A 21,044-nucleotide genomic window follows, 5' to 3' on the forward strand; every position below is an offset into this window, starting at 1 on the left:
CTGACTCACTCTCAATGTTTGCACTAAACGTCTTTTTTATATTTTCCGGCGTAAATGTCGTGGCGACAGGACCGCTTGCCAGCACGGTGCCTTTCACCAGAACGGTATAATCACAATATTCGGATACGGAGGTAAGGTTATGCGTTGAAACCACCAGGGTGCTGCCTTCTTCTTTCAGTTCGCCAAGCAGCGTGATGATTTTCTTTTCGGTATTGACATCCACACCGGTAAAAGGCTCATCAAGAAGGATTACTTTGCCCCGTTGTGCAATAGAACGCGCGAGGAACACCCGCTTCTTTTGCCCTCCGGATAATTCACCAATCTGCCGGTGGCGGTAAGGAAGCATATCTACACGCTCAAGCGCATCATTAACGATCCTGCGATCTTCTTTACCCGCTCTACGCAGCATACCCATATGGCCATACCGGCCCATCATGACGACATCTTCCACCAATACCGGGAACGACCAGTCAATTTCCTCGGACTGAGGTACATAGGCAATAATATTGCGGCGAAGCGCCTGTGCAGGAGGCATCCCGAGAAGTGAAATCGTTCCGCATGAAGGGGATACGAATCCCATCATTGCCCTGAATAGTGTGGATTTTCCGGAACCATTTACCCCCAGCAGGGCCGCGTTCGAACCTTTAGGGACGCTGAATGATGCATTCTGTAATGCCTTATGGCCGTTACGATAAACAACAGTTAAGCCCGCTACTGTGATGCCTGCCGCCTGGCTCATCTTTTACTCCTTCATTCCGCTGTGCAAACCCTGTACCACTGTCCGGGTAGTGACGTTCAGCAGATCAAGGTAGGTGGGAACCGGGCCATTTGCTGCGCTCAGGGAATCCACATAAAGTACGCCCCCATAATGTGCACCTGTTTCGCGTGCGACCTGACGGGCTGGTTTATTGGAAACGGTACTTTCGCTAAATACCGCCGGAATTTTATTCTGCCGGACTTTATCGATTACGTTACGAACCTGTTGCGGGGTTCCCTGTTGATCGGCATTAATCGGCCATAGATAGAGTTCTTTCAGTCCCAGATCGCGTGCCAGATAAGAAAATGCGCCTTCGCTCGATACCAGCCAGCGCTGTTCGGCAGGGAGGGTTTCTATTTGTTTACGCAGCGGTTCAAGCGTCTGACGGATCTTTTGTTTATAGGCGTCCGCATTGGCTTTGTAAGTTTCAGCATTTCCCTGATCGTATTTCACCAGCGCATCACGAATATTATCTACATAAATCAGTGCATTATCAGGCGACATCCAGGCATGAGGATTTGGTTTTCCATCATACGGACCCTCGGTAATGCTTATTGGAGTGATACCTGTAGTGACCACCACATCCGGTACGTTTTTCAATCGTTGATAAAATTTTTGAAACCAGAGTTCGAGGTTGAAGCCATTTGAAAGGATTAGCTGTGCCCCCTGAGCACGCTTTATATCTCCGGTTGTAGGCTGATATTCATGGATTTCTGCGCCAGGCCGGGTAATCGAACTGACTTCGGCGGCGTCCCCTGCCACGTTCTGTGCCATGTCAGCAATTACCGTGAATGTCGTGATGACCTTAAACTTTTCAGCAGCATAAGCGCCATGAATAGCTGTCAGTCCTGTGATAAAGGTGCTTAACAGGATTATCTTTACCGTCTTTAGTTGAAGCATGGTTATCTCCTGATGAAATCACTGTTTGTTAATAATTAGTAATGTTATAACATAGCTTATACTATGCAACATAGCACAGGCTATATTTAAATGAGAAAAATTATCTTTATCATTTAAGAGCTGATGGCACAGTATTTCATGGCTTATGCAAGCGCTGATATCTCAGACATGCCACTTTTAATGCAACATGGTTGCGTTAAAATGTGCATTAATGCAACATAGTTGCTGTTAATCACTGAGCTATGTTGGGATATGAAAATGTCAGAAGCGCCTATAACAGAGTCAGAACCTCTCACTTTTACTCTTCCTGATGGCTCTCTGAAGCACGTCAGAAAAGGGGCAACTTTGCAGAACGTTGCAGAAAGCATCGGTTCTTCCGTCGCGAAAAGCGCTGTGTACGCGGAAATTGATGGTAAATGTGTGGATCTGCTTGAGAAAGCAAAGAACAGTGGAAAGCTCAATATCATTACAGTTTTTGATGAAGAAGCGTTGGGCCCGATTCGCCGAGGTTGTCTTCTCCTTCTCGCAGCGTCTGTAAAACAGCTGTTTCCCTCGGCCAGGATGGTTGAAGGGCAACTGACTAAGGAAGGGTTTTATTACGATTTCGCGGTAGATAAACCTTTTACTCGCGATGACCTGGGGATGATTGAGCAGCACATGACAAGTCTGATCGCTGAAAACCCGCCGATTATTAAAGAGCAGGTCACGCGGGCACAGGCTATTGACTGTTTTGAGCAGCGGGGCGAGAAATTCAAATCAACGGAGTTGATGGAAATACTGGCAGATAAGTCGGTGACACTATGCCATCTCAGGCAGTTCACGGACGGCTTTAATGGCCCATTGGTTCCGGATCTTCGTTTTCTAAAAAATATGAAGTTGCTTAACGTATCCGGTGCTTACTGGCGTGGTGAAGCCAACAATGTACAGCTACAGCGGATTTATGGCACGGCATGGGCCAGCAAAAAACAGCTTGATGGCTGGCTTGAGAAAACGGCAGAAGCGGAGAAACGTGATCATCGCAAGCTGGGTCGGGAGCTGGATTTGTTTCATTTTCAGGACAATGCGCCAGGCGCGGTTTTCTGGCATCCCAGGGGGTGGACAATCTTTCAGTCGCTTATTGCCTATATGCGTAGCCGCCATGAGGTGGCGGGTTACGTTGAGGTCAATACGCCTGATGTCATGGACCGCAGCCTGTGGGAAATTTCCGGTCACTGGGATAATTATCGTGATCATATGTTTACGACACAAACCGAGGATGGCCGGAATTTCGCTCTCAAGCCGATGAACTGTCCTGGGGCGGTATCGCTGTTTAAATACGGGATCAAGAGTTACCGCGATTTACCCGTTCGCCTGTCTGAATTTGGTAAAGTCCATCGTTATGAACCCTCTGGATCGCTGCATGGCTTATTACGGGTCCGCCATTTTACTCAGGATGACGCGCATATCTTTTGCACGCTGCAACAGGTCGAGGGGGAATGTAAAAGTATCCTTCAGTTGGTGCTTGATATTTATAAGCAATTTGGATTTGAAGAGGTCGCAATCAAGTTATCCACTCGTCCTGAAAAGCGGATGGGAAGCGACGCAGACTGGGATAGGCTGGAAAACGCGCTCTCAGCCTCTCTGGAAGCGCAGGGATTACAATGGTCGGTAAATCCCGGTGAAGGTGCCTTCTATGGCCCTAAACTGGAGTTTGTGTTACGCGACGCGATTGGTCGTGACTGGCAGTGCGGAACGCTACAGGTGGATATGAATCTGCCTGAGCGATTTGATATTGGCTATATTGCCGAGGATGGCTCGACAAAACGCCCGGTGATGTTGCACAGGGCGCTCTTCGGCTCCCTTGAGCGGTTCACCGGTATCCTTCTTGAACATTACGTCGGTAAACTGCCCGCCTGGCTGTCGCCGGTTCAGGCCGTGGTCATGACGATTACCGACAAGCAGCATCACTATGCGGAGCAGGTTTTGAAGGCGCTTCGCAAGAAAGGGCTGCGTTGTGAGGCCGACCTCCGCAATGAAAAAATTGGATTTATAATCCGTGAACAGACTCTGGCCCGCATTCCTTTCCTGCTGATCGTTGGCGATGCGGAGGAGAATGCGGCGCGTGTCACGGTGCGCGATCGTACCGGGAGGTGCATGGGGACGCTGTTACTCAATGAGGCGGCAGACGCTATCAAAATATGTTGCCAGCCACCGGAGGTTCACCTTGATTAAGCAAAGCAGAAGCGATATCCCCCGACGCGAGAGCGGTCGTCACGTCTGGCCGGTGAAGGAGGATGATACCCAAAGCAACGATATCGATTTTTATAAAACGGCGTTCAGAGAACAGTCCAGGCGATGGGGCTTTCCGAGATCATTCTTAGTAATACTGGTGATGGAGAAATATCACTCTATCAGTCTGTTAATCAGGGGGCAGATGTTCCTCACGTACTGATTGCGGCAGGGTTTCATGGAGAAGAACCCGCGGGATGTTGGGGGATGCTGGATTTTTTGCGCGAGGGCTCCCTGAATTGTTTGATAACGTAGCCGTGAGTTTTTTACCGCTTGTAAACCTCTCTGGTCTGCGCACTGGTAGCCGCCTTAATAGTCTTGGACAGAATCCAAACCGAGGCTTTACCAAAGGTGCAGAAGTCGAGCCTTCTATTGAAGGAAAAGTACTGCTCAACTATGAAACGCTTCTGAAAAACGCAGCAAGTCATGGTGTGCTCTGTTGCCATGAAGATATTCTTCGTCATAAGGCGTATCTCTACACTTTCGAACATGCTACTCGCTTGGGTCATTTCAGCGTGGCATTACGTGATGAACTTGAACGCTTTTTCCCGGTCATGGAAAAAGAGCGAGTTGATGGTTGTGAATGTGAGGATGGCATTATTTTTAACCATTTCGATTCGTCATTTGAATCATGGTTGTTTTCTTCCTGTTCCGACGTCGCAGCGTGCACTGAAACGCCGGGATTGCAACCCTTTGCAAAACGAGCAGAAGCAAACCGTTATTTAATCGGCGCGTTTATCTCATCGATACTGGAGCGCAACAGCATCGGGAGCGGGATGTCATGAAGCCTTTATTACTGACCAATGCATTAATAATCAATGAAGACTTGCGCTATCCGGCCGACATCCTCATTGATAAAGGACGGATCCAGAAAATTGCCTCGCTTATTCCCTCCCGAACGGAATGGCAGGTTATTGATGTGCGAGGGAAATGGGTGATCCCCGGTATGATTGACGATCAGGTTCATTTCCGCGAACCCGGTCTGACGCATAAGGGAACCATTGCCAGTGAATCAGCTGCCGCTGTAATGGGAGGCATTACCAGTTTTATGGAAATGCCTAACGTTACGCCACCAACAACGACCCTTCAGGCGCTGCGTGAGAAATTTCAACGTGCCTCGCATTCTTCGCTGGCGAACTACAGTTTTTACTTCGGCGCGACGAACGATAATCTTGACGAACTGAAAGCGCTTACGGCTTCGCAAGCCTGTGGGGTGAAGGTGTTTATGGGAGCTTCTACCGGAAATATGCTGGTGGACGATGAACAGATCCTGGAAAGTATTTTCGCCAACGCACCCTGCCTGGTAGCAACACATTGCGAGCATACCCCGACAATAAAGCATAATGAGGAGACATGGCGGGCTCGTTTGGGGGACGCTATTCCTGCTGGCGAACATGCCGCTATTCGTTCTGTGGACGCCTGCCTGACATCTTCCCACCAGGCCGTCTCTCTGGCGAAAAAACATCGTACCCGATTACATGTCCTGCATATCACCACCGCAGATGAACTCGCTCTCTTTGATGCTGCTCCCACGCTGGAGGCGCTGCGCCAGAAAACCATTACAACTGAAGCCTGCGTTCATCACCTGTTTTTTAATTATGACGATTATGAAATGCTGGGGCATAAGCTCAAATGTAATCCATCCGTAAAATCCTCTTTTCATCAGGAAGCCCTCTGGAGAGGCGTTAATGAAGGCATTATTGACGTTATCGCGACTGACCATGCGCCGCATTTGCTGGAGGAAAAGCAGAATGACTATTTTGCTGCGCCTTCCGGCTTACCGCTGGTGCAGCATGCTCTTCCTGCACTGCTGGATATGAGCAGCAGGGGGATTTTTACCCCGGAAATGGTGGTGAGAAAGACAAGCCATGCTGTAGCCGAGCGCTTCCAGCTCAAAGATCGTGGCTATATCAGAGAAGGCTATTGGGCGGACCTGGTGGTTATCGATCCGTTTAGTCATCAACAGATAATCCGGGAGGATGTGGCATACAAATGCGGGTGGTCCCCCTTTGAAGGCCGGATTTTGTCAGGCGGGGCGGTTGATATGACGCTGGTAAATGGCCACGTTATCTGGAATGGGCGCACCATACAGCAGAAGTACGGCCTGCCACTGGAATTCTGTCGCTAGCCACGTATTTATTTTGCTCAGGCATAACTTCTCCCCGAGAATTCAGAAGAGGCAAATCTTGTGAGTATTATTATTCCTGGTTCTTTCCCGGCACGACGACTGCGCCGTTCTCGCACCCATTCTTTCAGTCGCCGTCTGGTCGCTGAAAATCAGCTGACCGTAGATGACCTGATTTTACCGGTATTCATTATTGAGGGGCAAAACCTGCGACAGGAAGTGCCGTCGATGCCGGGCGTATTTCGTCTGTCGGTTGATATGTTGCTTCATGATGCCGCGCAATTTGTTCAGGCAGGTATACCTGCTATTGCACTATTTCCGTGTATAGAAAGTTCTGCTAAATCGCTGATGGCAGACGCTTCGTGGGATCCATCCGGTTTAGTACCGCGAGCTGTAAGGGCGCTGAAAAAGGCTTTTCCTGAACTCGGGGTGATAACTGACGTTGCTCTTGACGCCTATACGACACATGGTCAGGACGGCATCACTGACGAAAATGGATATGTACTTAATGAGCCGACAAAAGAAATTCTCACCAGACAGGCGCTTACCCACGCCGAAGCAGGCGCAGATATTGTCGCTCCAAGCGACATGATGGATGGCCGCATCGGTCATATCAGACAAGCGTTTGAAACGAATGGACTGCTTAATATCCAGATAATGGCGTATTCAGCAAAATACGCGTCGAACTATTATGGTCCTTTTCGCGAGGCGACGAAATCTGCTGTATCACTGGGTAAACGGGACAAAAAAAGCTATCAGATGGATCCGGCGAATGCAATGGAAGCTATGCATGAAATTGCCCAGGATTTGCAGGAAGGGGCAGACATGGTGATGGTTAAGCCGGGCATGCCTTACCTGGATATTATCAGGGAAGCTAGGAAAACTTTTGCAGTACCCGTCTTTGCCTATCAGGTTTCAGGGGAATATACGATGCATATGGCCGCTTTCCGAAATGGTTGGCTGGACGAAGAAAAAACGGTGCTTGAATCACTTATGTGCTTCAAACGCGCCGGGGCGGATGGAATACTGACTTATTTTGCCAATACAGTAGCCCAGTTGCTTAATCAACATAAACGGGAATATTGATTCCCTGTTGACAAAATTCCTTAGTCGCTAAGCAGGAGCACCGCTGAGAGTAAACGTCATAATCAGCGAGAATTTCTATACTTTAATTCTTATCTTTATTGCGAATTCTGACGAATCGTTTGTATCAGCCCAATAATCTGGAGGAAGCAGTTATGGTCGAAACCAGTAAACAGGACCGTATGCCTTATCTACTTTTCCTGTGTGAAAACCGCATTCTTGCACAGAATATCGATGGTCATGTCATTGATCTTGGTGGATTAACCAAACAAAACGGCACCATTGACTGGCTTCTGGATAGCAATAAGGAAAAGGGGGAAAATCTCAAAACAGAAATCGAAGCGCTGGAGGATATTGCCAATAAGATAGATTTTCTTTTTCTTGATGGTCAGTTTACCAGCCTTCCTGACATATCGGCTGAATATAAAGATAAGCTTACATCAGCCCCTTCAATGGAAATCGTATTGAATGAACTTGGCGATAAGCCATAAGAAAGCCCAACGTCAGGAAGCTGATAAAAAGGAGGAAAGGCATGTCGGTCAAAAAAATAGCAGTTATTGGTGCAGGCGTACTCGGCCTGTCCGTGGCCCGCTCCCTGGCGCAACAGGGAGCAAAAGTCACTGTTTTTGAGCGTAGCCATGTGGGGGCGGGGACAAGCAGCACGACTTTTGCCTGGATTAATTCAAATGGCAAAACACCAGAAAGTTATCATCATCTCAATGCCCTGGCGATTGACGAGCATATCCGGCTACAACAGGAACGGACCACAGAAGGTCATTGGCTAAAAGCGACTGGGACTTATGAATGGGCGGCTGGTGCGCCAGAGCAAAAACGGTTACAAGACCGGGTCAGCCGTCTTTTGGAACTGAACTATCCTGTTCAGAACCTTTCCGCAGATGAACTTAAGCGCAAAGTTCCTGAAATCCGCGTGGGATCTCATGCCGGAGATATCTGGTATTTTCCAGGTGAATGCTTACTGGTACCTTCCGTTTTTATGGCATGGCTGGTGTCCGAGCTTCATGTTCATAACGCCGAACTGAAAACACAAAGCGAAGTGACAGAGTTAACTGAAGAAAAAAATAGGGCAGAGATAAGCCTTGCCAATGGCGAACGTTGGCAGGGAGACAGTATAGTCATTGCGGCGGGAAGATGGTCTGCCGAACTCGCTTCGCTACTTGGGCAGCAACTGGCAATGATCGATCCGAACCAGCCGAATAAAATCGCATGTGGTTTTCTGGGCTATACGCGCCCGGTGTTAACCCAGTTACAGGCGAATTTAATCACGCCAGGGTTAAATGTCCGGCCAGAAGGAGGGGGGCGATTACTGCTTCAGTGTCCCGACCTTGACAGCTTTGCCAATCCTGCAAATCCGGCACCGGTAGATAGCTATATCGGTGAAGAAATGCACAAAAGGCTACGGAAGCTATTTAATAATATGGAAATGGCACAGCTGGAACGTATAGCTGTTGGGCAGCGTTCCCGACCGGCAGATGGTCTTCCAGGGCTTGGTTATATCTCTGGTAAGCGACGAATCTACCTCATGGTGACGCACAGTGGTATGACTCTGGGGCCGTTGATCGGACGGCTTTGCGCGGAAGAGATTCTCCACGATAAGCGTTCTTCGCTTTTGAGTGATTTCTCTCCTGAAAGATTACTTGGGAAAACGGCAAAGGATTTTCCTGCTTTTACTACGTTACATTTCCCGGCTGCACAGTAATTTTTCAGTCGATGTTCACCACTGAAATGAGGATCAGAAAGCTAATAAACTAGATCCTGTTCAGCGGCATTAACAAAAAGCCTGTCCAACATGGGCAGGCCTGAAGCGTTTAAGCTTGCAAAAATACGACAAGGTGTGTGATGTCAGGCTATATCTGGCCATTATAGCCCGCGTACGCATTGGTTACAGTCAGCCAGAACGCCTTCTGTAGAGGAACATCACTACCCAATAGTATCATTTTTTTGTGGGTGTGTTATGTTATTTTATAACATCCAGGCTCATATTCCGCATACCGAAAGATAACTAGTTGTTATGCGTTTTCTCATACTGTAGTTTCAGAGGAAGATTTAACAAGAGGTTAACATGAAAATCAGTAAGATAGTTGCATTCTCCCTGACAATGGCTTCGACTCCGGCTCTGGCATTTCAGGCGAAAGATACGACTGGTTCAGATCTTTCAGGAAAGCAGTTGCGCGCAACAGAAGACAGCATCATCAGTAACTTTTACAGCCAGCATAGCAGGCAGTTTCAGACGACGACTTTAGGAACCTGTGCTGCTGTGGCAGTACCTGGATGCAATTGCCCTTTCTGTTCAATGTTGCGTAATCAAAAGCTTTGAGAGAGTTAAATAAATATATTACTTGTAAGAGCTGAAAGCTGAAAAGATTCTGGTGTAATCAACTAGAGCAGTAAATGCTGTAAAGTGAGGTGAATAGTATGAAAGGGAATTTGATATTCATGGATGTTATTCCCAGGGTAAATTCAAAAAGATTATTAAAGCCAGAAAGTAGATCTGCTATCAGCAGATCTACTATGAAAGGCGTTGTTAGGTTTGACAAGTATTAATGAGCGTGATCATCATGATGATGAGCTTCATGATCGTGATGTTCACCATGTACTTTTCCTGAACCGCCGACTGCAACAATATTAAATGGCTGCCCTTCGACGCTAATTTCACTGGTCTTTTTAAAAGAAGTAGCGTCTAACACAATAATTTTACTTTTCAACGGATCGGTGACGTAAATTTTATTGTCAGCTACTGCGATTCTCGGCCGTGGATCATTCCAGTGGCCATCCATTGAATAGGGATCAGTGACACGCACTGACTGCGAAATTTCCCCTTTCAGGACATCTATTTGATTAAGCTTTCCGTCTTCTGTAAACACATAGGCGAATTTCGCGCGTACCGGGTCTACAACGAAATGGACTCGACGGGTAGGCAACTGAATCAAACGGAAGCTATCCGATTCGGTAGGATCGACCAGAATAATCCGGTCTGGCCCATAATTACCGATAAAATATTGCATTCCCTTACCACCGATCAAGGTGGATGTGCTTCCCTCTGGCAACGTTTTCGCGTAGGGAAGGTGCCTGATAACCGGTGCCGCATTTTTTTGCGTAATCAGCAGGAGGCCAGTCTCACATGATAGGGCAAAAGTATCACCCGAGCCGGCTGAGCCGTGAAGTCCGGGGCATAAGGCATCATCACCCACTTTTTTACCTTGCAGGTCCACCACGCGAGCGCCGACAGGTCGTTTTGACGCATCATCAGGGTTGGGAATGGATACGACAGCATAATTATCGTAAGGAACAGCAACGCCGTGATGTGGCGCAACAACATTTACTTTCGTTATATTCTTCTGACCTTTAAGAACGGCGCTTTCACCCAGGATTTGCGCGCTATCTTCCCCGTCAAACCACTGGGCAATTTTGCCCTGACGTTCAACAAAATGACCAGGTTTTTTACCCGTTAGTTCCAGCGGTAATAATTTGGGAGCGTCAATATCAATGTCTGCATGATCTCCGTGATCATGGAAAGCAATGCCTGAAGCGATTGTAGATACTACGCCAGCACTACCCTGGATAGCGAAAATTGTGGCACCACTTTCGCTGCGAGATAAATTTGCAGGGCCTTTAACATTAAATGTTGCGAGCTTATCTCCATCCAGTGCATCAATAACATTCACAACGGGTTTATCATGATCGGCGATGAACAGACGCCATGCGGTTACGTCTTCATCTGCGAAAGCAGGCATCACAGAAAGGCCCAAAAGCAGCGTTGAGATTGAAGTAGATAATAAGCGTTTCTTCATAATGTTCTCCATCATATATAAAACTGTTCGGCGGGTATTTATGGCTGGGTATTACGGCTATTGCTCGCCGCTGTCGCAATCGCCGTTACGTTATGTTCCATCATTTCCAGGTAGGTAGAAGCCGGTCCTCCTGGTTCTGACAAGGCATCTGTATAAAGCACGCCAGCCACGTTAAGGCCAGCTTCTCTGGCAATTTGTTCAACCAGACGTGGATTGGAAATATTTTCAGAAAAAACAGCTGATGCGTTATTTTCTTTAATTTTCTTAAGTATGCCGGCAACGTCAGCGGCAGAGGCCTCTGATTCGGTGGATATACCCTGAGGGGAAAGGAAATGTATACCATATGCCTGTTCAAAATATTTGAATGCATTATGGCCTACGACGACAGTACGCTTTTCCTGTGGGATCGTAGCGACAGTCTTAATAATTTTATTTTCCAGATCCGCAAGTTTTGCATCATAAGCACGGGCATTAGCCTGATAAAAATCACAATTACTTTTATCTTGTGCACAAAAGGCTTCTGCAATATTTTTCACATATATTCTGGAATTCCCTACTGATTGCCAGGCATGTGGATCAAACGGTGCAGCATGAAAGACCGCTTTACCGTCATAAAAATGATAGTGTCCGCCTGCCGGGTCCTGGAGAATATTTGCTCCTTTTGTTGTTTCAATTACCGGTGCGGAAGTTTCACTTGCCTCGATCAACCGTGAAATAAAGCCTTCAAGTTGTAAACCATTTACCAGTATGACATCCGCTTTAGACATAGCGATCGCGTCAGCAGGAGAGGGCTCATAAACATGGGCATCGCCATTAGGGCCGACAATAGTACGCAGTTCGATGCGGTCCCGACCGATGTTTTTTGCCATATCGCCAATAACAGAAAAGCTTGCTATGACATTAATTTTCGCTTTCGCCGGGAAAGTAAAAAGTAAAAAAAGCATTGATGTCGTCAGGATGCATAAAGATATAAAACCGGGTTTTCTCATTAAATAATTTCCTCGATTTGTAGTGAAAAGATTAACGAAGTTTTTTTAAGTGGATGTTTTTCACCATCATGGCAGCAGCAGAGACAAGATACATAATTCCCACAGATAATATGATTGACGGTCCTGAAGGTAGTGAAAAATGAAATGAAAATAACAAACCGCTTATACATGCAAGCATTCCTATCAGGACAGAGGCTATGCACATTGTTGCTACACGTCTCGTCCAGAAACGAGCCGTCACAGCTGGCAAGACCATTACCCCGACAGAGAGCAAAGTGCCGAGTGCCTGAAAACCAGCGACAAGATTCAGTACCACCAGGGCCAGGAAAATAAAATGGACTGGCGATCCCAATCGTGAAACGGAGCGAAGAAATAAAGGGTCAAGGCACTCAGCAATAAGTGCGCGCCAGAATATAGAAACCAGCAGAAGTGTGAGCAGCGCGACAGAGAAAATTAACAACAGCGCTTCGTGATTGAGTGCAAGCACAGTTCCAAATAGGACATGCATAAGATCCACGCTTGAGCCTCGAAGCGATACAATGAGCACGCCGACTGCGAGTGAGATTAAATAAAAAGCAGCCATTGAAGCGTCTTCTTTTTGCACTGTTAAGCGGGAAACCGCCCCTGCAAAAATAGCGACTATCAGCCCTGCGACAAGCCCACCAATAGTCATCGGTAATATATCTAATCCGTAGAGTAAGAAGCCAAATGCAGCACCGGGCAAGATAGCATGTGACATGGCATCACCAACCAGACTCATACGGCGTAATGTTAAAAAAACGCCAACCGGGCAAGCGCTTAAACAAAGCAGAAATGAACCATAAAGCGCCCGGCGCATAAAACCGAAGCCGACAAAAGGTGCTAGAACCCATTCATGAAGCCAGTTCATGAATGTGTAGCCTCATGTTGCCCAGGTAAAGCACGTGCTGTGCCCATATTCTGTGCCGGTAGAAGTGAGGTATGGCGCAGAACTTGTTCTGTTTCGTCCCATGCCACTAATTTACCGTTTAACAAAATGGCCTGTGGAAAATGATTTCTAACCAGACCGATATCATGCATGACAGCTAAGACAGTACGTTTCTGAGCATGCCAGCGGTTTATCAGCACAAGCAAGTCATCAATAGTAGTGGCGTCAATGGCATTAAAAGGCTCATCAAGCAAGATGATGTTTGCCTGTTGAAGAATGACCCGTGCGAAGAGCGCGCGTTGAAGCTGCCCCCCGGATAATGCACTAAGCTGTCTTTTTTCAAACCCTGCTAATCCTACTGATCCCAATGCATCAGTAAGCCGTTTACGATCCTCAATTCTGTGATGACGGAATAACCCTCTTTCAGGCCATAAACCTAGGGAAACTAAATCTGAAACAGTTGCAGGGAAAGTGCGATCCAATTCCGATATTTGTGGCAGATAGGCAATGCGCGCCTTTGGTTCTACGGTACAGGAGCCACTTAACGGAGCCAGAATCCCTGCGATACCTTTAAGCAGTGTTGACTTACCAGAACCGTTAGGGCCGATGATGGCTGTAAGGGACCCTTTTTGTATCGTCCCGGTAATATTTTGTATCGCAGGTAAACCCTCATAACCCAGCGCCAGATTTGCAAAACGCAAAGAGTAGTCGTGCATGACATCCATTCCACATAATAAGTTACTTTTTGTAACGTTATAACATAACAAATGTAATGTAAACGTTTAATCGATTTTTTGATATGGAACGTGCATGTACGAAGCCAGGCTTAAGGTAGCGTTAAAATTGATAATCGTTTCAGCGAGTAAGAGAAAACATAAAAGGCTAAGGTTAATTCCTTCAGATAACAGCGAGATTAAATATTTGATACCTAGGGAATGTTGGGAGGATCAAGCTGTTGCCATAAAAAATGGTGCCCAAAAGGGCACCAGATGCATCAGGTACCGATTATCCCGCCATTCGATTTAGTGATAACGACTGTTGAAGAACGTGGTCGTCCGTCTGATCTTGAATCTGGCCAGTTGGAGATAGCCCGAGGGTTGCTCGGATCGGTAATGTCGTCGCCGCCTTCGCCGGGATGCTGGATATTAATAAACAGCGTACGGTTGTCCGGCGTAAAGGCGATACCGGTAATTTCACACCCGCGTGGCCCGGTCAAAAAGCGGCGATACTCATTGGTGCCGGGCAGGGTCGCTATCATCTGGTTATTCCCCATCCCTTCATACGCCTTTTTATTAATCGTACTGGAGGAAACATCAGTCTGGATCCACAGCACGCCGCGGTGATCGAAGGAGAGCCCATCAGGGCTGCCGAATTCTGCCCCCTGCATGGAGCCTTTCGCTTTAGGATCGTCACTGTCAGTACGCCCGGCGAGCACCAGAATATTCCACGTAAATTTCGCTGAGGCGGGGTCTGCCCTCTCTTCGCGCCAGTGCATGATATGGCCGAACTGGTTGTTGGCGCGCGGGTTGGCTGCGTCAACCGGGGCTTTGCCCTCTTTACCGCGATCGGAATTGTTGGTGAGCGTGCAATACACGCTGCCTTTCGCATGGGTATCAACGGCTATCCATTCCGGGCGATCCATTTTTGTTGCGCCCACCGTATCGGCAGCAAGGCGCGTTTTGATCAGCAGATCGCCCTGATTGTCGAAACCCTTGCTTTGATCAAGGCCATTTTCACCGAAGATTAGCGGCAGCCAGTCGCCGGAACCGTCGTCATTGAATCTGGCGACATAGAGCGTGCCTGACTCCAGCAACTGCATATTTGCCTTGCGATCGCCAGGGTCATATTTGTTCTCGGAGATGAATTTATAGATGTATTCAAATTTCTGATCGTCGCCCATATAGACCACAACGCGATTATCCCCCGCCAGCGTCACGGCGGCACCTTCATGCTTAAAGCGACCTAATGCGGTATGTTTGCGCGGTGTGGAGGTCGGATCGTAGGGGTCAATCTCCACCACCCAGCCAAAGCGGTTCGGCTCGTTGGGCGTTTTATCGACGCTGAAACGTTCGTCAACCTCGTTCCAGCGGTAGGATTCATCGCTATCGCTAATGCCGTAGCGCTTCTCCAGCACGTTACGCGGCGCTTTTTTAACAAAAATATCCGACCAGTTCTCTTCACAGGTCAGGTACGTCCCCCACGGGGTTTTACCATTGGCGCAGTTTTGCATGGTGCCCAGTACCACTTCGCCTTGCGGATCGGCGGCGGTTTTCATCAACGCCTGATGACGCGCCGGACCGCTCAGTTGCATTGGTGTATTAACGGTAATGCGACGAGCAAAGCTGGAGGGACGGACTACCTGCCAGCCCACGTTATCTTTTTTCACCTCGATAACTGATATACCCATCGCATTCTGACCCTTACGGGCCTTATCAAGATCCCAGTTGGCGGTACCGTCTTTAAACAGCATGCCGTTATCAATGTACTCATGGTTGAGCGCCAGCAGACCGTGTGCCGGGTTCTCTTTGCCCTGCGGCAGGCTAAACCAGGCCATGCCGTCATGGTGCATACCGGCCTGCGCCGCCTGTTCGTCGGTGGTGTTGCTAGCGTCGAATTTAAATTCCGGCAGATTACCCTTTATGCCCACAGCATCGCCCCAGCGATAAAACGGACGGGCTATATAGCCTTCCGGCACGGTGACAGTGTCTGCTGTCGAAACGGGAATGCTGGTGAAGCCCAGTGACACCGCTTTAGATAATGCTGAGGGATTTGCCTTCGCCGCGAAGGCGTTTTCTGGCTTGACTAGATAAGGAAAGGAGACGGCAGCGCCCGCCACCATTCCCATTTGCAGAAAGCGGCGACGGGACATAAAAGCGCTGACTACCTCAGAAAAGACGGGGTTCACGCTGTGGTTACTGATCTCATCGCTGTGCTCCTTTTTAAACACCGATTTAAGGGGGCTGCTCATATCGTTTTCCTGTAATTTCCATAGATTTGCGTGGCAATACAGGACAGTTTAAAAAATATTTGTTACAAATTTATAACATGAGAAATAACGGAGGTTCAGGAGAAAAAGCTCACTGGCATTTTTGTATTACTGATAAATAAAGCCGTCCCCACCTAAGCGGAGACGGCTTCGTTATACTAACAATTCAGCGGTTCTCCTGAACCATCATATAAGGCGACACATATGCTTTTCTGCATATATCCAGATAGTCCGACCACCACTGCATCATCGCCTTGCGGGCTTCCAAGTGTTCTGCCTTGTGAATATAAGCCATGCGCACGGTATTGCGCTCCTGATGACTCATCTGGCGTTCTACTGCATCCTTTGCCCATAAACCCGATTCCATCAGCGCACTGCATGCCATCGCCCGAAAGCCGTGGCCACAGATATCCTTTTTCGTGTCGTAGCCCATCACCCGCAGTGCCTTATTGACCGTGTTTTCACACATTGGCTTATACGGGTTATGGTCGCCGGGGAAGATCAGTTCATTATTACCGGTGATATCCTTAATCTGTTTCAGAATGGCGATGGACTGTTCTGAGAGGGGGACGATATGCGGCATTCGCATTTTTGCCCCGCGGCCGGAATAACGCACGCCAATAATGGGTTCTCGCGTCGCGGGTATCGTCCAGACTCGGTTTGTGAAATCAATCTCTGACCAGCGGGCGAAACGCAGTTCACTGGAGCGAATGAACACATGCAGCATCAGCAGGACGGCCAACCGCGTCAGTTCACGGCCCTGATGATATGCCTCAATACGTTCAAGCAGTTCAGGCAGCCGCTCCAGTGGCAGGGCAGGATAGTGCCGTCTGACAGGAGGTGTGGTCACGCCGCCAAGATTTGCTGCCGGGTTCGTATCGATTAACCCCTGATGAACCGCATGGCGCATTATGTTACTCAGGTGCTGCCGCGTGCGGGACGCAACTTCCAGCAGACCTTTTTCCTCGATCCTTTTCAGCAGGTCAATGAAATGACGGGGTTTAAGTTCTGATACAGGCAGGTTGCCAATGACCGGAAAGATGTGATTGTTCATGCTGGCAAGCAGACGGTCAGCGGTGTTCTGCGACCATTTTCGGTTACTTTTATGCCACGCCAGCGCCACGTTTTTAAAAACTTTATCCGGTGTTCGTGAGCCACGTTCAGCAGCCCGCTGCTGTACCGGGTTGATATTCAGCGCCAGCATTTTACGGACACCTTCACGCTGCTGTCGCGCATCAGAGAGGGAGACGGCAGGATAGGCACCCAGCGCAATGCGCGATTCTTTACCGTTAATACGGTACTTGAGATACCAGTGACGTGAGCCACCCGGCTTGACCAGCAGATACAGACCGTGGGAATCGGAGACTTTAAAGGGTTTATCAGAAGGCTTGAGAGTGCGGATTTTCGCGTCGGTAAGGGACATATGGGGGTCGCTCCATTATCGAACTAACCTGACCCCAGATTTGACCACCAATTTTTCCCGATGCGGAGGGTAAAATCAAAATGCACCGGGAAGAGTTTTCACGCTAACCTGTTGAACCAACATCATATAATGATTCGCAAGGATGCATGAAAACAGCAAATTGGCTCCTCTGACTGGACTCGAACCAGTGACATACGGATTAACAGTCCGCCGTTCTACCGACTGAACTACAGAGGAATCGTGTGGAGTCGTATCTTAGCGGCGAAAAAACTTTTGTCAAACATCAATTCGCCTGTTCAGGTGCAACTGCCGCTTACATCGACAATTTGTTGTCATTTCCGACAATTATTACGGAAAATACTTTGCAGGATATCCATTTCTCAATCATCATTTGAAATGTTGTTTCAACATTTCTCACTAAGGTCTCTCTTGAACGTCACCTCCGCCGTACGCCAGGCCGTCGAACGGACATCCTGGTTTAAAAAACGTCAGCGTTATCGTGTGCTGTACTGGCGCGAAATCAGCCCTCTCGCTGTGCCCATTCTGCTGGAAAATGCCTGTGTGCTGCTGATGGGGGTGTTGAGCACCTTCCTTGTCAGCTGGCTGGGAAAAGAGGCCATGGCCGGAGTGGGGCTGGCCGATAGCTTTAACATGGTCATCATGTCCTTCTTTGCCGCCATCGATTTGGGCACCACGGTGGTGGTGGCCTTTAGCCTCGGCAAGCGCGATCGGCGGCGAGCGAGAGCGGCCGCGCGCCAGTCGCTGGCCATTATGACCCTGTTTTCCATTTTGCTGGCGGGGGTGATCCATGCCTTTGGCCAGGAGATTATTGATTTTGTCGCCGGCGATGCCACCGCCCAGGTCAAGGACCTGGCGCTGACCTATCTGGAACTGACGGCGCTGAGCTACCCGGCGGCGGCGATTGCGTTGATCGGCAGCGGGGCGCTGCGCGGCGCCGGCACCACCAAAATCCCGCTGCTGATCAACGGCGGGATGAACATTCTCAATATCTTAATCAGCAGCGTGCTCATCTACGGCATCTTCTCCTGGCCGGGGCTGGGGTTTGTCGGCGCCGGGCTTGGGCTGACCATTGCCCGCTATATTGGCGCGATAGCCACGATCTGGGTGCTGATGGTGGGCCTCAATCCGGCGCTGCGGCTGTCGCTGAAGGGCTACTTCAAACCCTTTAACTTCGCCATTATCTGGGAGGTGATGGGGATCGGCATCCCGGCCAGTATCGAATCGGTCCTGTTCAATGGCGGCAAGCTGCTGACCCAGATGTTTGTCGCCGGGATGGGCACCAACGTTATCGCCGGCAACTTTATCGCCTTTTCGGTGGCCTCGCTAATTAACCTGCCGGGCAACGCCCTCGGCTCTGCCTCGACGATCATTACCGGCAAGCGGCTGGGAAAAGGGCAGATTGGTCAGGCTGAATTCCAGGCCTGGCACGTATTTTGGCTGTCGACGATCATTCTGACGCTGATCGCCTGGGGCAGCGCCCCCTTCGCCGGCTTTATCGCCTCGTTCTACACCCATGAAGAAGATGTAAAAGAAGTGGTTAAACAGCTGCTGTGGCTCAACGCCCTGTTTATGCCGATCTGGTCGCTGTCGTGGACTTTACCCTGCGCTTTTAAAGGCGCCCGTGACGTACGCTACACCATGTGGGTGTCGATGCTCGGCATGTGGGGCTGCCGGGTGGTGGCGGGCTATACCCTGGGCATCGTGCTGGGGATGGGGGTGATTGGCGTCTGGTTAGGGATGGTGCTCGACTGGGCGGTGCGCGGCGTGCTGTTTTATTTCCGCATGGTGAGCGGCCGCTGGCTGTGGAAATACCCGCGCGTGAAGGCTTCGTCGGAGGAAAGCTGAGCCGTATGCGAGGCTAAACGCCATTTTTTGCGCAAAGTGAAGAATAATTCGGCAAACGATTCATTTTATTGAAAACAGGCTTTGACAGCGCCGGGCGTCATCGATAATATGCGCCCCGTTCACACGATTCCTCTGTAGTTCAGTCGGTAGAACGGCGGACTGTTAATCCGTATGTCACTGGTTCGAGTCCAGTCAGAGGAGCCAATTTCCTGCTTTCATGCATCCTTGCGAATTCTTATGTTATTTTGATTCAATAGGTTAGCGTGGAAACTCTTCCCGGTGCATTTTGATTTTACCCTCCGCATCGGGAAAAATTGGCGGTCAAATCTGGGGTCAGATTAGTTCGATAATAGAGTGACCCCCATATGTCCCTTACCGACGCAAAAATCCGTAGTCTCAAGCCCACTGATAAACCCTTTAAAGTCTCCGATTCCCACGGTCTGTATCTGCTGGTCAAACCGGGCGGTTCCCATCTCTGGTATCTTAAATACCGTATTAACGGCAAAGAATCCCGTATTGCACTGGGTGCCTATCCTGCCGTCTCCCTGTCTGACGCCCGCCAGCAGCGCGAAGGCATCCGTAAGATGCTGGCGCTGAACATCAACCCGGCGCAGCAACGTGCCGCTGAACGCGGCTCGCGCATGCCGGAGAAAATGTTTAAAACGGTGGCACTGGCTTGGCACAGTAGCAATAAGAAATGGTCGCAGAATACCGCTGACCGTCTGCTTGCCAGCCTGAACAATCATATCTTTCCGGTGATTGGTCATCTGTCAGTGTCAGAGCTTAAACCCCGTCATTTCATTGACCTGCTGAAAGGCATTGAGGTAAAAGGCCTGCTGGAAGTTGCGTCCCGCACGCGGCAGCACCTCAGTAACATCATGCGTTATGCGGTTCATCAGGGGTTAATCGACAGTAACCCGGCGGCAAACCTTGACGGCGTGACGACACCGCCCGTCAGACACCACTATCCTGCCCTGCAACTGGAGCGTCTTCCTGAACTGCTTGAACGGATTGACGGTTATCACCAGGGACGGGAACTCACCCGGCTTGCCGTCCTGCTGACGTTACATGTGTTCATTCGCTCCAGTGAACTGCGTTTTGCCCGCTGGTCAGAGATTGATTTCACAAACCGGGTCTGGACGATACCCGCCACACGCGAAGCCATTGCAGGCGTGCGTTATTCCGGGCGCGGTGCCAAAATGCGCACGGCTCACATCGTGCCCCTCTCAGAACAGGCCATCGCCATTCTGAAACAGATTAAGGAAATATCCGGTGTTTATGAACTGGTCTTCCCCGGCGACCATAACCCGTACAAGCCGATGTGCGAAAACACAGTCAATAAAGCACTGCGCCTGATGGGATATAATACTAAACAGGATATCTGCGGTCACGGCTTCCGGACAATGGCATGCAGTGCCCTGATGGAGTCTGGTTTATGGTCGCAGGATGCAGTGGAGCGCCAGATGAGTCATCAGGAGCGCAACACCGTGCGTCTGGCTTACATTCATAAGGCTGAGCATCTGGAAGCCCGTAAGGCGATGATGCAGTGGTGGTCAGATTATCTGGATGTATGCCGAAAAACCTACGTTCCGCCCTATATTCAGGGGCAAATCAACCAGCTATATATCAACCTGACTTAAGAATAACCGGTTATAAAGTCCAGATCGAATCAGCCACTGCTGGTGCGGCGCTTTTATTCAAGTCATTAGAACAGTCCAGGAGACCGTATTTCTTGAATAGATCCTTAATGGCATCATCCAGTAGCTGGCTCTTGGGAATTCACGTCTTTTGTGCTAACTGTACTACGTCAAACTAACCGTCATTCATCTTCACACATAGACATACAGGTAATCAGAAATTTTCAGGCAGTATTCTGGTGCAGTTGCACATACGTAACTACAGGCTTTGACCTTTAGGCATAAGGATCTCGC

Annotated in this window: 18 protein-coding genes, 2 tRNA genes and 1 pseudogene; 11 read left to right on the plus strand and 10 right to left on the minus strand. The window is 49.1% G+C overall.

All coding sequences use genetic code 11. The annotated features are described in order from the left end of the window. Positions 1-22: 22 nt before the first annotated feature. Positions 23-739 (minus strand): annotated as a pseudogene (locus tag LPQ25_RS09015) (manganese/iron ABC transporter ATP-binding protein); the annotation flags it as partial. Positions 740-742: 3 nt separating this feature from the next. Next, positions 743-1,657 carry a metal ABC transporter substrate-binding protein gene (locus LPQ25_RS09020; protein ID WP_000939730.1) on the minus strand — a complete coding sequence of 305 codons (915 nt, stop codon included), beginning with the start codon at positions 1,655-1,657 and terminating at the stop codon, positions 743-745. Between the two features lie 252 nt (positions 1,658-1,909). On the opposite strand from LPQ25_RS09020, the gene thrS reads away from it, so the two are divergent. The 7 genes from thrS to LPQ25_RS09055 all read left to right on the plus strand — a co-directional run bounded on the left by thrS (position 1,910) and on the right by LPQ25_RS09055 (position 9,468). Continuing rightward, complete coding sequence (thrS, locus tag LPQ25_RS09025) at positions 1,910-3,868, plus strand: threonine--tRNA ligase (RefSeq protein ID WP_012131856.1); 1,959 nt, start codon at positions 1,910-1,912, stop codon at positions 3,866-3,868. A gap of 254 nt (positions 3,869-4,122) precedes the next feature. Continuing rightward, positions 4,123-4,710, plus strand: a complete 588-nt coding sequence (locus tag LPQ25_RS09030; protein ID WP_234599511.1) for a M14 family metallopeptidase — start codon at positions 4,123-4,125, stop codon at positions 4,708-4,710. Further along, positions 4,707-6,053, plus strand: a complete 1,347-nt coding sequence (locus LPQ25_RS09035; RefSeq protein WP_004175375.1) for a dihydroorotase — start codon at positions 4,707-4,709, stop codon at positions 6,051-6,053. The genes LPQ25_RS09030 and LPQ25_RS09035 overlap by 4 nt, the downstream gene beginning before the upstream one ends. A 60-nt stretch (positions 6,054-6,113) precedes the next feature. Further along, entirely contained in the window at positions 6,114-7,136 is a 1,023-nt protein-coding gene (hemB, locus tag LPQ25_RS09040) for a porphobilinogen synthase (RefSeq protein ID WP_004175376.1), read from the plus strand. 152 nt (positions 7,137-7,288) lie between these two features. Continuing rightward, positions 7,289-7,624 carry a hypothetical protein gene (locus tag LPQ25_RS09045; protein WP_000230473.1) on the plus strand — a complete coding sequence of 112 codons (336 nt, stop codon included), beginning with the start codon at positions 7,289-7,291 and terminating at the stop codon, positions 7,622-7,624. 41 nt (positions 7,625-7,665) lie between these two features. Then, a complete protein-coding gene (locus LPQ25_RS09050; RefSeq protein WP_004175377.1) occupies positions 7,666-8,850 on the plus strand; it encodes an NAD(P)/FAD-dependent oxidoreductase in 1,185 nt (394 codons plus the stop codon). 363 nt (positions 8,851-9,213) lie between these two features. Beyond that, a complete protein-coding gene (locus LPQ25_RS09055) occupies positions 9,214-9,468 on the plus strand; it encodes a hypothetical protein (RefSeq protein ID WP_001419900.1) in 255 nt (84 codons plus the stop codon). 223 nt (positions 9,469-9,691) lie between these two features. Here the strand turns inward: LPQ25_RS09055 and aztD are convergent, their stop codons facing one another. The 7 genes from aztD to LPQ25_RS09090 form a co-directional block, all read right to left on the minus strand. After that, on the minus strand, positions 9,692-10,942 hold the full coding sequence (gene aztD / locus LPQ25_RS09060; protein WP_000746719.1) for a zinc metallochaperone AztD: 1,251 nt from the start codon (positions 10,940-10,942) through the stop codon (positions 9,692-9,694). 38 nt (positions 10,943-10,980) lie between these two features. After that, entirely contained in the window at positions 10,981-11,931 is a 951-nt protein-coding gene (gene aztC / locus LPQ25_RS09065) for a zinc ABC transporter substrate-binding protein AztC (RefSeq protein WP_004175378.1), read from the minus strand. 31 nt (positions 11,932-11,962) lie between these two features. Then, positions 11,963-12,820 (minus strand): zinc ABC transporter permease AztB, encoded by an 858-nt coding sequence (gene aztB, locus LPQ25_RS09070; RefSeq protein ID WP_001104308.1) that lies wholly within the window; start codon positions 12,818-12,820, stop codon positions 11,963-11,965. Further along, positions 12,817-13,554, minus strand: a complete 738-nt coding sequence (aztA, locus tag LPQ25_RS09075; protein ID WP_000544020.1) for a zinc ABC transporter ATP-binding protein AztA — start codon at positions 13,552-13,554, stop codon at positions 12,817-12,819. Before aztA ends, aztB begins: the two co-directional genes overlap by 4 nt. Positions 13,555-13,832: 278 nt before the next feature. Beyond that, the gene (locus LPQ25_RS09080; protein ID WP_004175379.1) at positions 13,833-15,806 is read right to left on the minus strand and encodes a PhoX family protein; all 1,974 of its coding nucleotides are present in this window, start codon (positions 15,804-15,806) and stop codon (positions 13,833-13,835) included. Positions 15,807-15,990: 184 nt separating this feature from the next. Beyond that, entirely contained in the window at positions 15,991-17,247 is a 1,257-nt protein-coding gene (locus LPQ25_RS09085; RefSeq protein ID WP_000059621.1) for a tyrosine-type recombinase/integrase, read from the minus strand. Between the two features lie 161 nt (positions 17,248-17,408). After that, a tRNA-Asn gene (locus tag LPQ25_RS09090) sits at positions 17,409-17,484 on the minus strand. A gap of 5 nt (positions 17,485-17,489) precedes the next feature. Between LPQ25_RS09090 and LPQ25_RS27385 the strand changes: the two genes are divergently transcribed. The 4 genes from LPQ25_RS27385 (at position 17,490) to LPQ25_RS09105 (ending at position 20,753) form a co-directional block, all read left to right on the plus strand. Then, a complete protein-coding gene (locus LPQ25_RS27385) occupies positions 17,490-17,642 on the plus strand; it encodes a DUF5951 family protein (protein ID WP_004217523.1) in 153 nt (50 codons plus the stop codon). Positions 17,643-17,676: 34 nt separating this feature from the next. Beyond that, on the plus strand, positions 17,677-19,113 hold the full coding sequence (locus LPQ25_RS09095) for an EmmdR/YeeO family multidrug/toxin efflux MATE transporter (RefSeq protein ID WP_004151469.1): 1,437 nt from the start codon (positions 17,677-17,679) through the stop codon (positions 19,111-19,113). 128 nt (positions 19,114-19,241) lie between these two features. Then, a tRNA-Asn gene (locus LPQ25_RS09100) sits at positions 19,242-19,317 on the plus strand. 161 nt (positions 19,318-19,478) lie between these two features. Continuing rightward, entirely contained in the window at positions 19,479-20,753 is a 1,275-nt protein-coding gene (locus LPQ25_RS09105) for a tyrosine-type recombinase/integrase (protein ID WP_004890931.1), read from the plus strand. A gap of 10 nt (positions 20,754-20,763) precedes the next feature. On the opposite strand, the gene LPQ25_RS27390 is transcribed toward LPQ25_RS09105, so the two are convergent. Next, positions 20,764-20,892, minus strand: a complete 129-nt coding sequence (locus tag LPQ25_RS27390; protein ID WP_349815753.1) for a hypothetical protein — start codon at positions 20,890-20,892, stop codon at positions 20,764-20,766. Between the last annotated feature and the right edge of the window lie 152 nt (positions 20,893-21,044).

The organism is Klebsiella sp. KPN54798 (genome assembly GCF_021184225.1).
In the GTDB taxonomy this organism is placed as follows: Bacteria; Pseudomonadota; Gammaproteobacteria; order Enterobacterales; family Enterobacteriaceae; genus Klebsiella; species Klebsiella pneumoniae.